14 protein-coding genes are annotated in these 9,395 nt (G+C 67.0%); 11 read left to right on the top strand and 3 right to left on the bottom strand.

The genetic code is table 11. From position 1 onward, the window contains the following. Nucleotides 1–19 precede the first annotated feature (19 nt). The 5 genes from OHA18_RS35710 (at nt 20) to OHA18_RS35690 (ending at nt 4,062) form a co-directional block, all read left to right on the top strand. Nucleotides 20–2,380, top strand: coding sequence for an excinuclease ABC subunit UvrA (locus tag OHA18_RS35710; protein ID WP_328999781.1), 2,361 nt, complete (start codon nt 20–22; stop codon nt 2,378–2,380). 84 nt (nt 2,381–2,464) lie between these two features. Next, nucleotides 2,465–2,809 (top strand): VOC family protein, encoded by a 345-nt coding sequence (locus tag OHA18_RS35705; protein ID WP_328999780.1) that lies wholly within the window; start codon nt 2,465–2,467, stop codon nt 2,807–2,809. 67 nt (nt 2,810–2,876) lie between these two features. Next, nucleotides 2,877–3,023, top strand: a complete 147-nt coding sequence (locus tag OHA18_RS35700; protein ID WP_328999779.1) for a hypothetical protein — start codon at nt 2,877–2,879, stop codon at nt 3,021–3,023. A 10-nt stretch (nt 3,024–3,033) separates the two neighbouring features. Further along, a complete protein-coding gene (locus OHA18_RS35695) occupies nt 3,034–3,420 on the top strand; it encodes a VOC family protein (protein WP_328999778.1) in 387 nt (128 codons plus the stop codon). A gap of 24 nt (nt 3,421–3,444) precedes the next feature. Continuing rightward, the gene (locus tag OHA18_RS35690) at nt 3,445–4,062 is read left to right on the top strand and encodes an HAD family hydrolase (RefSeq protein WP_328999777.1); all 618 of its coding nucleotides are present in this window, start codon (nt 3,445–3,447) and stop codon (nt 4,060–4,062) included. Here OHA18_RS35690 and OHA18_RS35685 read toward each other — a convergent pair whose 3' ends face one another. Next, entirely contained in the window at nt 4,063–4,476 is a 414-nt protein-coding gene (locus OHA18_RS35685) for an Ohr family peroxiredoxin (RefSeq protein ID WP_328999776.1), read from the bottom strand. A 132-nt stretch (nt 4,477–4,608) separates the two neighbouring features. Here OHA18_RS35685 and OHA18_RS35680 point away from each other — a divergent pair, with 132 nt between their 5' ends. Further along, entirely contained in the window at nt 4,609–5,394 is a 786-nt protein-coding gene (locus OHA18_RS35680) for a helix-turn-helix domain-containing protein (protein WP_328999775.1), read from the top strand. Here the strand turns inward: OHA18_RS35680 and OHA18_RS35675 are convergent. Together OHA18_RS35675 and OHA18_RS35670 are read right to left on the bottom strand one after the other, a co-directional pair. Beyond that, entirely contained in the window at nt 5,391–5,849 is a 459-nt protein-coding gene (locus tag OHA18_RS35675; RefSeq protein WP_328999774.1) for a GNAT family N-acetyltransferase, read from the bottom strand. The two genes, OHA18_RS35680 and OHA18_RS35675, sit on opposite strands and share 4 nt — an antisense overlap. Before the next feature lie 12 nt (nt 5,850–5,861). Further along, nucleotides 5,862–6,413 (bottom strand): hypothetical protein, encoded by a 552-nt coding sequence (locus tag OHA18_RS35670; RefSeq protein WP_328999773.1) that lies wholly within the window; start codon nt 6,411–6,413, stop codon nt 5,862–5,864. A gap of 124 nt (nt 6,414–6,537) precedes the next feature. Between OHA18_RS35670 and OHA18_RS35665 the strand changes: the two genes are divergently transcribed. The 5 genes from OHA18_RS35665 (at nt 6,538) to OHA18_RS35645 (ending at nt 9,376) form a co-directional block, all read left to right on the top strand. Beyond that, nucleotides 6,538–7,119: a TetR/AcrR family transcriptional regulator gene (locus OHA18_RS35665; RefSeq protein ID WP_328999772.1), complete on the top strand. Its 582-nt coding sequence runs from the start codon at nt 6,538–6,540 to the stop codon at nt 7,117–7,119. 30 nt (nt 7,120–7,149) lie between these two features. Further along, nucleotides 7,150–7,494, top strand: coding sequence for an ArsR/SmtB family transcription factor (locus tag OHA18_RS35660; protein WP_328999771.1), 345 nt, complete (start codon nt 7,150–7,152; stop codon nt 7,492–7,494). Then, entirely contained in the window at nt 7,494–7,970 is a 477-nt protein-coding gene (locus OHA18_RS35655; protein ID WP_328999770.1) for an SRPBCC family protein, read from the top strand. The genes OHA18_RS35660 and OHA18_RS35655 overlap by 1 nt, the downstream gene beginning before the upstream one ends. After that, a complete protein-coding gene (locus OHA18_RS35650) occupies nt 7,970–8,590 on the top strand; it encodes a dihydrofolate reductase family protein (RefSeq protein WP_328999769.1) in 621 nt (206 codons plus the stop codon). Before OHA18_RS35655 ends, OHA18_RS35650 begins: the two co-directional genes overlap by 1 nt. 87 nt (nt 8,591–8,677) lie before the next feature. Next, nucleotides 8,678–9,376, top strand: a complete 699-nt coding sequence (locus OHA18_RS35645) for a class I SAM-dependent methyltransferase (protein WP_329006191.1) — start codon at nt 8,678–8,680, stop codon at nt 9,374–9,376. Nucleotides 9,377–9,395 lie beyond the last annotated feature (19 nt).

The following is a 9,395-nucleotide window of genomic DNA, read 5'->3' as shown; positions in this document are numbered from 1 at the left end:
GACTTTGGAGAACAAGGACATGAGCCGCGACGAGCACGTTGCCGACAGCCACGACATGATCCGGGTCACCGGGGCGCGGGTGAACAACCTGAAGGACGTCAGCGTCGAGATCCCGAAGCGCCGGCTGACGGCGTTCACCGGGGTGTCCGGCTCGGGCAAGAGCTCGCTGGTGTTCGGCACCATCGCGGCCGAGTCGCAGCGGCTGATCAACGAGACTTACAGCGCGTTCGTCCAGGGCTTCATGCCGACACTGGCCCGCCCGGAGGTCGACGTACTCGACGGCCTGACCACCGCGATCCTCGTCGACCAGGAGCGGATGGGAGCCAACCCGCGCTCCACCGTCGGTACTGCGACCGACGCGAACGCGATGCTGCGGATCCTGTTCAGCCGGATCGCGAAGCCGCACGTCGGCCCGCCCACGGCGTACTCCTTCAACGTGCCGAAGCGGACCGCGACCGGCTCGATGACGGCCGACAAGGGCGCCGGCGAGAAGAAGGTCGTCCGCGAACAGGTGTACGCCGGCGGCATGTGCCCGCGGTGCGAGGGCATGGGCGCGGTGACCGACTTCGACCTGACCGCGCTGTACGACGAGAACAAGTCGCTGAACGAGGGCGCGCTGACGATCCCCGGCTACAGCATGGAAGGCTGGTACGGCCGGATCTTCCGCGGCTCCGGGTACTTCAACCCGGACAAGCCGATCAAGAAGTACACCAAGAAGGAACTGCACGACCTGCTCCACCGGGAGGCGACCAAGATCAAGGTCGAGGGCATCAACCTCACCTACCTCGGTTTGATCCCGGCGATCCAGCGGTCGATGCTGTCCAAGGACGTCGACGCGATGCAGCCGCACATCCGCGCGTTCGTGGAGCGGGCGGTGACGTTCACGACCTGCCCGGACTGCGAGGGCACCCGGCTCGGCGCGGAGGCGCGGTCGTCGAAGATCAAGGGCAAGAACATCGCGGACCTGTGCGCGATGCAGATCACCGACCTGGCCGCCTGGATCCGCGACGTGAAGGAGCCGTCGGTCGCGCCGCTGCTCAACGCGCTCAGCGACGCGCTCGACGCGTTCGTCGACATCGGGCTCGGGTACCTGTCGCTGGAGCGGCCCGCAGGCACGTTGTCCGGCGGCGAGGCGCAGCGGACCAAGATGATTCGCCACCTCGGGTCGTCGCTGACCGACGTCACCTACGTCTTCGACGAGCCGACCATCGGTCTGCACCCGCACGACATCCAGCGGATGAACGACCTGCTCCTGCAGCTGCGCGACAAGGGCAACACCGTGCTGGTCGTGGAGCACAAGCCGGAGACGATCGCGATCGCCGACCACGTCATCGACCTCGGCCCGGGAGCCGGTTCCGGTGGTGGCGAGATCGTGTTCGAGGGCCCGCTCGACAAGCTCCGGACGAGCGGGACGCTGACTGGACGGCACCTGGACTTCCGGGTGTCGGTGAAGCCATCGGTGCGTTCGGCGTCGGGCGCGCTCGAGGTTCGTAGCGCCTCGACGAACAACCTGCAGGACGTGGATGTCGACGTACCGCTCGGTGTGCTGGTCGTGGTGACCGGCGTGGCCGGATCCGGCAAGAGCTCGCTGATCCGCGGCTCGATCGCCGATCGCGAAGGCGTGGTGGCGATCGACCAGGGCGCGATCCGCGGATCCCGGCGGAGCAACCCGGCAACGTACACGGGGCTGCTGGAGCCGATCCGCAAGGCGTTCGCGAAGGCCAACGGGGTGAAGCCGGCGCTGTTCAGCGCGAACTCCGAGGGTGCTTGCCCGGCCTGCAAGGGCGCGGGCGTGATCTACACCGAGCTCGGCGTGATGGCGACGGTCGAGTCTCCTTGCGAGGAGTGCGAGGGGAAGCGGTTCCAGGCCGCCGTACTGGAGTACACCTTCGGTGGGAAGAACATCGCGGAGGTGCTCGCGATGTCGGTGTCGGAGGCGCTCGCCTACTTCGCCGACGGCGAGGCTGCTACTCCGGCCGCGGAGAAGATCCTCGAGCGGCTCGCGGATGTCGGACTCGGGTACCTGTCGCTCGGACAGCCGCTGACCACCCTCTCCGGCGGCGAGCGGCAGCGGCTGAAGCTGGCGACGCACATGGGGGAGAAGGGCGGGATCCTCGTCCTCGACGAGCCGACGACCGGCCTGCACCTTGCCGATGTCGAGCAGCTGCTCGGCCTGCTGGACCGCCTGGTCGACGCCGGCAAGTCCGTCATCGTCATCGAACACCACCAGGCCGTCATGGCCCACGCCGACTGGATCATCGACCTCGGGCCCGGCGCCGGTCACGACGGCGGCAAGATCGTCTTCGAAGGCACCCCGGCGCAGCTGATCACCAAACCGAAGACGCTGACCGGGAAGCATCTCGCGGAGTACGTCAGCTAACCGGTCAGGAATCAAGAAGCACCGGGGGGTCGGCGCGACTAGCGTGACAGTCAGTAAACAAACCCCGAGTTTGGAGAAGCTGAAATGACTTCCACGCAAGGCGTCAAGACGATCCTGCACCCGGTCACCGACCTCGAGAAGGCCAAGCCGGTGTACGCCGCGCTGCTCGGTCTGGAGCCGATGGCCGACTCGCCGTACTACGTCGGGTTCGAGGCCGAGGGTCAGCAGATCGGACTGGTGCCGAACAGCGACATGACCTCGCCGACCGCGTACTGGCACGTCACGGACATCGAGGCCAAGATCGCCGAGATCACCGCCGCCGGCGGCACCCTCAAGGACGCCCCCAAGGACGTCGGAGGCGGCCGCCTGGTCGCCACGCTGACCGATCCTGACGGCAACATCCTGGGCATCCTGCAAGACCCGTCCTGATCACGCTCTGTCACCGCAGCGGAGAGGCGGCACCCGCCGCCTCTCCCGTGGAAAGGATGCCCCCACCATGTGCGTGATCCCGAGGATCTACGTCGCGGCGATCTACGGCGAACCCCAGCAACAGGACACCCCCGCCCTACCCGAGGACACCGACCTCGGCCCAGCCGACGACCAAACCACGGAACCGATCCTCGTTGGCGCGGGCTGCCTCTAAGCTCGCTCGCATGATCGCCCAGCTCCAGGTCAATCTGTTCTGTGCGGACGTCGATGCGTGCCTGGCGTTCTACACCCGCCTCGGTCTCGCCGAAGCCTTCCGAGCTCCGGCAACCGGTCCCATTCAGCACGTCGAGGTCGAAGCCGCCGGTATCCGGATCGGCCTCACCTCAGCCCAGGTCGCCAACGAGCTCGTCGACCTGGGCGTTGCCGCGTCCAGCACGCCGTCGACCGAGATCGTCTTCTGGTGCGACGACGTCGCCACCTTCTACGACCACGCATTGGCGGCCGGCGCGGCTCCCGTCGTACCGCCAACCGATTCGCCCGACGGCCGGCTCCGCTTCGCTTGGGTTCGTGACCCCGACGCTCACCAGGTAAAACTCGTGCAGAATCGGTGACGGGTTTGGGGCATGATCTGGTGCATGCCTGGTTCCGGGGTTCGGCACGTGTTGTTCGATGCTGATGGCGTGCTGCAGGATCTGCCGGGCGGTTGGTATGCGGCGATGGAGCCGTACGTCGGGGATCGCGCTCGCGAATTCCTGCACGAGACCTGGTCCGACGAGCTGCCGATGCTCGCCGGCCGCGGCGACTACCTGCCGGTCCTCGAAGCCTCCTTGGTGCGGTACGGCGTGAGCAGACCGGCGACCGAGGTGTACGACGCCGTGTGGAAGAACATCGTCCTCATCGAGGAGTCGCTCGACATCGTGCGGACGCTGAAGCGCAGCGGGTACGGCGTACACCTCGGCACCAATCAGGAGTCCTACCGAGGCGCGCACATGCGCACGGTCCTCGGGTACGACGACCTGTTCGACGTCAGCTGCTACTCGTACGACCTCGGCGTGGCCAAACCGGACCCGGCGTTCTTCACCAGGGCCGCCGACCGCATCGGCGCGGACCCGTCGACGATCCTGTTCATCGACGACACCGCCCGCAACATCACCGGCGCCCGCACCGCCGGCCTCCCCGCCGAACAATGGGATTTCACCCAGGGTCACGACGCCCTGCACGCCCTCCTGACCAAACACGGAGTCGCCGCCTAGTCAGAATTCGGCGACGACCTCCACCGAAATGTTGCCCTCGACGGCCCGTGAGTACGGGCAGATGGAGTTCGCTGCCTCGAGCAACTTCTGACCGGCTGCGCCGCGGAGATGGTCGGGCAGCTCGACCCGCAGTACGGCCGCCAGAGTGAACCTTCCGTCGGCGGGGACCAGGCTCACCTCGGCGGTGACCGCGACGTCCTTCGCGTCCAGGTTGCGGCGCTCGGCGATGCGGTCGAGCGTAGTGGAGAAACAGGCCGCCCAGCCCGCGGCGAAGAGTTGCTCGGGGTTGAGGCCGTCGCCGGTTCCGCCCATCTCCTTCGGGAAGGCGAGCTGGACATCCAGCTGGCCATCGGCGGTGACGGCACGGGCCTCGCGGCCGGACGAGGTGGCAACGGCTGTGTACGTCGGTTCCATGGTGATCGCCTCTCTCGATGAACTGAGGTCAACGATCGGCGGCGCCGGGGGAGAGGTTCAATTACCTCCTTGGTGCAGTTACCTCGTTGGTAATGGCTGCCGGTCCGCGTCCCGCCGTACGCTGACCTGGTTATGACCGTCCTGGAGGAGCCACAGACCGCCGGCGAGCTGCTGCGGTTCTGGCGGATGCACCGGCGACTGAGCCAACTCGAGTTGGCTCTGGACGCGGAGGTGTCGACGAAGCACCTGAGCTTCGTCGAGACAGGCCGTGCGCAGCCGAGTCGACAGCTGCTGGTCCATCTCTCGAACCATCTCGATCTGCCGCTGGCCGAGCGCAACCGGCTGCTGCTGGCCGCTGGGTTCGCCCCGATCTACCTCGACCAGCCGTACGACGCCGACGCGATGTCGCCGCTGCGCGAATCCCTGCGGCGACTGCTCGACGCCCACATGCCCAACCCGGCCCTCATCGTCGACGGCTTGTGGAACCTGATCGACGCCAACGCCGCTGCCTCGCTGCTCTGGGCGGGTGTGGATCCCGGCCTCCTGAAGCCGCCGATGAACATGCTGCGCCTCTCGGTGCACCCGGGCGGGCTGCCGAGCATCTCTTCCATGACCGCCGCGTGCAGTCTGCCGCTCATCCATCAACTCAAGCGCCGCAGCCGTCACACCGCCGACGAGGCCCTGGCCGGCCTGCTCGAAGAAGTCGAGCCCTATCTACCTGACCAACCGCCGACAGCTGCGGCGCAGCAGCCCATGGTCACCCTCGACCTCCACACCCGCCTCGGCAAGGTCCGCTTGTTCACCCTGATCGCCACGATCGGCGCCCCACTCGAGGTAACAGCCGCCAGCCTCGCGATCGAGACGTTCCTCCCTGCCGACTCCACCAGCGCCGAGCGCCTGCAGCAACTCGCCGGCTAAACGGTCGCCGGTGGTTGCTGGAGAAGCTGCCTGGAGGACTCGAAGCCGAGCCGCTCGTAGACCGGCACGGCCTTGCGGCCGGAGTGGACTGTCACGCGGAGAGCGCCGAGGCGCAGGGCGTGTTCCGTCGCGGCCTCCACGAGTGCCGACCCGATTCCGTGGCCGCGTACGTCCGGCGTGACGTAGACGCTCTGGATATCCGCGGACATCCGAGTCGTCGTACCAGGTCTCGGTACCCGAGGAACCAGCGCAACCCACGCCATACCGACGAGCTCAGCGCCATCGAGGCGCGCCACGTACGCAACATGGGTGCCGTCGCGTGCGGCCCACCACTGCTCGAGCTCGACCGCGAACTCATCAAGCGACCGCTGCGCCGGCTCCTCGTCGCTGTTGTGCATCCACAACAATCGGGCCAGCCCCACAACGTCGTCCCCAGTAGCCTCGCTGATCCGCACGGCCCAAGTCTCTCATTTCCCCTTCGCCGCAAGCCGGATGGCCGAGATCAGGAAGAAGATGCCGCCGAGGATCGCGTACCCCGCGATCGTGCTGAGTGACGCCTTCGCCCCGCCCGCCATCACGATGAAGCTGCTGCCGGCGATGACCGAGATGCCACCGCTGAGGATCATCGCCGATTGACCACCGAGCCGGTAGCGCAGGATCGCGACGATCAACTGGACGATGCCCGCGGTGATCGCCCAGGCGCCCCACACCCGCAGCACACTCGGGATGCCGGACGCAGCCGCGACCGCCAACCCGATGGCGGTGAGCAGACTCAGCGCCATGTTGACGTACAGCGGCGACTTCGGGCGGCTGGTGCCCGAGGAACGGAAGTCGATCACGGCCGCGGCCACATCGAACAGCGGGTAGATGAGTAGCAGGGCGACCGTTGCCGGATTGATCGTCTTGGCGATCGCCAGCATCAGGATCGCCCAGACGACCGCGAACCCGAAGCGGACGAAGTACAGGCTGCGCAGCGTCTTGGTGCTGCCGGCGGCACCAAGCACGGATGTTGTGGACATCAGATACCTCTCATAAGACAGAACGATCGGTCTCTTTGACCTTCGCACCAGACGTGCGCCACTGTCAAGACCGATCGTTCTGTCTGCTAGTCTCGGGCAAGTACCCCGGAAGATGGGAAGCGGTATGTCGGAAGCGCGGGCTCGACTGCTCAGCACGGCCACTGGGCTCTTCTACGCCGACGGCATTCACGCCGTGGGTGTCGACCGCGTCATCGCCGAGGCGAAGGTGACGCGAGCCACGCTGTACCGGCATTTCCCGAGCAAGGACGACCTGATCGTCGCGTACCTGACGCAAGCCGACGAGGCGATCCGCGCGCAGGTGGAGGCGGCGCGGACTCAGGACGGCGCGAGCGCCGACGACATCATCCGCGCCGTCGGCCGGTCCATCGCCGACGACATCCGCAGTGACGGGTTCCGGGGTTGTGCGTTCCTCAACGCCGCCGCGGAGTACCCGGATCCGGCCTTTCCGATCCACCAGGCCGTTCTCAGGCATCGGCAGTGGTTCCTGGCGACGATGACCGAGCTGTTCGAAGGCATCGGGAAGATCGACGCGGAGCCCGCCGCCCGGCACTTCGTCATGCTGCGCGACGGCGCCATGGCAGCCGGCTGCCTGACGGACCCGAAGCCCGTCTGCGACACGTTCCTCCGCGGGATCGACGGCCTGCTGACCTACCGCAGCCGGGACGAGTCCGTCTCTTCCCATTGACGCATGCCCATATGGGCATATGATGGTGGCATGGCACGAGCAGCGACGACCTCGGACGTCTTCAACGCGATCGCCGAGCCACAGCGCCGGGACATTCTGGTGCTGCTGCGGGCGGGGGAGCGGCCGGTGACCGACCTGGCCCAAGAGCTGGGGATGACCCAGCCGGGGGCGTCCAAACATCTGCGGGTGCTCCGCGAGGTCGGGCTGGTGCGGGACCGCAAGGCCGGCAAGCAGCGCCTGTACGGCCTTGATGCCCGCGGGCTCCGATCGGTCCACGAATGGACCGGCGGATTCGAGCAGTTCTGGAGCGAGAGCTTCGACCGGCTGGACGCCTACGTGCAGGAGCTGAAGCAGACACGGCTGGAGGAGAGCTGATGAGCGTGACGGCCGACCGGGAGATCGTCATCTCCCGAGTCATCGACGCTCCGCGGGAGCTGGTGTTCGAGGCGTTCACCGAGGTCCGGCACCTGTCGCGGTGGTGGGGTCCGGAGGGTTTCACCACGACCACGCGGTCGTTCGAGTTCCGCGTCGGCGGCGAGTGGGTCTTCGTGATGCACGGACCCGACGGGACGAAGTACGCCGAATGGATCTCCTGGATCGAGATCGCGCCGCCGGAGCGGATCGCGCTGCGGCACGGTGAGTCCCGCGACGACCCGAACACCTTCGAGTCGGTCCTGACGTTCGCGCCGGACGGTGCGGCGACCCGGCTCGAGATGCGCACGGTGTTCCGCACCAAGGAGTTGCGCGACGAGGCGGCCGAGAAGTACCACGCGATCGAGGCCGGCCGGCAGACCCTGAACAACCTGGCGGCGTACGTCGCCGGGATCACGCAGAACAAGGAGGGCCGCTGATGGCCGGGAAAGTGTTCTTCGGTGTGTCGATGTCGCTGGACGGGTTCATCGCGCCCGAGTCGCTGGGGGAGTTGATGGGGCAGCAGTGGATGGAACTGCAGGCGTGGGTCTTCCCGCTGCGGTTCTTCCGCGAGAACCTGAAACTGGGCGAAGGCGGCGAGGAAGGCCGCAACAACGACATCGCGCGGGAGACGTTCGAGCGCACCGGTGCGAGCGTGATGGGCAAGCGGATGTTCGACGCCGGCGAGCAGATGTGGCCGGAGGAAGCGCCGTTCCACACGCCGGTCTACGTCGTGACGCACGAGAAGCGGGACCCCTGGGAGCGTCCGGGCGGGACAACCTTCCACTTCGTCAACGACGGCATCGAGACCGCGCTCGACCTGGCCCGCGACGCTGCCGGTGACCGGGACGTCCGCATCGCCGGCGGCGGCTCGACGATCCTGGAGTACCTCAACGCCGGCCTCATCGACGAGTTCACGATCGCGCTGTCGCCCGTGCTGCTCGGTGCCGGAGTCCGCCTGTTCGAGGGCGTCGATGCGACCCGCGTCGCGCTGCAGCAAGTCCACGCGGAGTCCACCCCGGAAGTGACACACCTGACCTACACCGTCCGGGAACGCTGATGCCTGGCGCGGCAAACTAATCGGCGAATGCGCTCGTCGAAGGGGGAAATGCGAGCTGATCGACAGAAGGAGCGCTTGGTGCCGACCATGGATTACGACGAGTTCGCTGAGGCGTACTCCGCGGACAACGAGGTCAACCTGCTCAACGGCCACTACGAACGGCCGGCGATGGTCGGCCTTGCTGGTGACGTGGAGGGCCGTCGCATCCTCGACGTCGGCTGTGGCTCCGGTCCGCTGACGGCGGCGCTCCGTGACAGAGGCGCGATCATGACCGGCTTCGACCTGAGCGCGGGAATGATCGAACTGGCCCGGCGAAGGCTGGGGGAGGACGCCGACCTGAGCGTCGCCGACCTGGCCAAGCCGCTCTCCTACGCCGACGCCGCATTCGATGACGTCGTCGCCTCGCTCGTCCTGCACTATCTGGAGGACTGGACCGAGCCGCTCGCAGAGCTCCGCCGGGTGCTGAAGCCGGGCGGACGGCTCATCCTGTCGGTGAACCACCCGATCCTGTACACGGCCTTGAATCCCGATGGCGAATACTTCGACGTCACCGCCTTCTCCTACGACGCCGAGCACGCCGGCCGCACAGTCGTCTACACGAACTGGCATCGGCCGCTGCAGGCGATGAACGACGCATTCACGGCGGCAGGTTTCCGGATCTCGGTCATCAGCGAACCACCGATCGACCCGGACACGCCGATCGAACTGCTCCCGCAGGAACTGAAGGATCGGAAGCAGCCGGCCAGGTTCATCAGCTTCATCTTCTTCGTCCTCGAGGCCTGCTGACCCCGGCTGAACAGGCCCT

The organism is Kribbella sp. NBC_00709 (assembly GCF_036226565.1).
Lineage (GTDB): Bacteria > Actinomycetota > Actinomycetes > Propionibacteriales > Kribbellaceae > Kribbella.
The sequence above is the reverse complement of the archived record's forward strand: the minus strand, read 5'-3'. Positions and strand labels throughout refer to the sequence as shown.

What these genes read in the sequence shown, in the direction of transcription:
- OHA18_RS35710 (WP_328999781.1), top strand. Translation starts at nt 20, where the DNA reads ATGAGCCGCGACGAGCACGTTGCCGACAGCCACGACATGATCCGGGTC.
- OHA18_RS35705 (WP_328999780.1), top strand. Translation starts at nt 2,465, where the DNA reads ATGACTTCCACGCAAGGCGTCAAGACGATCCTGCACCCGGTCACCGAC.
- OHA18_RS35700 (WP_328999779.1), top strand. Translation starts at nt 2,877, where the DNA reads ATGTGCGTGATCCCGAGGATCTACGTCGCGGCGATCTACGGCGAACCC.
- OHA18_RS35695 (WP_328999778.1), top strand. Translation starts at nt 3,034, where the DNA reads ATGATCGCCCAGCTCCAGGTCAATCTGTTCTGTGCGGACGTCGATGCG.
- OHA18_RS35690 (WP_328999777.1), top strand. Translation starts at nt 3,445, where the DNA reads ATGCCTGGTTCCGGGGTTCGGCACGTGTTGTTCGATGCTGATGGCGTG.
- OHA18_RS35685 (WP_328999776.1), bottom strand. Translation starts at nt 4,476, where the DNA reads ATGGAACCGACGTACACAGCCGTTGCCACCTCGTCCGGCCGCGAGGCC.
- OHA18_RS35680 (WP_328999775.1), top strand. Translation starts at nt 4,609, where the DNA reads ATGACCGTCCTGGAGGAGCCACAGACCGCCGGCGAGCTGCTGCGGTTC.
- OHA18_RS35670 (WP_328999773.1), bottom strand. Translation starts at nt 6,413, where the DNA reads ATGTCCACAACATCCGTGCTTGGTGCCGCCGGCAGCACCAAGACGCTG.
- OHA18_RS35665 (WP_328999772.1), top strand. Translation starts at nt 6,538, where the DNA reads ATGTCGGAAGCGCGGGCTCGACTGCTCAGCACGGCCACTGGGCTCTTC.
- OHA18_RS35660 (WP_328999771.1), top strand. Translation starts at nt 7,150, where the DNA reads ATGGCACGAGCAGCGACGACCTCGGACGTCTTCAACGCGATCGCCGAG.
- OHA18_RS35655 (WP_328999770.1), top strand. Translation starts at nt 7,494, where the DNA reads ATGAGCGTGACGGCCGACCGGGAGATCGTCATCTCCCGAGTCATCGAC.
- OHA18_RS35650 (WP_328999769.1), top strand. Translation starts at nt 7,970, where the DNA reads ATGGCCGGGAAAGTGTTCTTCGGTGTGTCGATGTCGCTGGACGGGTTC.
- OHA18_RS35645 (WP_329006191.1), top strand. Translation starts at nt 8,678, where the DNA reads ATGGATTACGACGAGTTCGCTGAGGCGTACTCCGCGGACAACGAGGTC.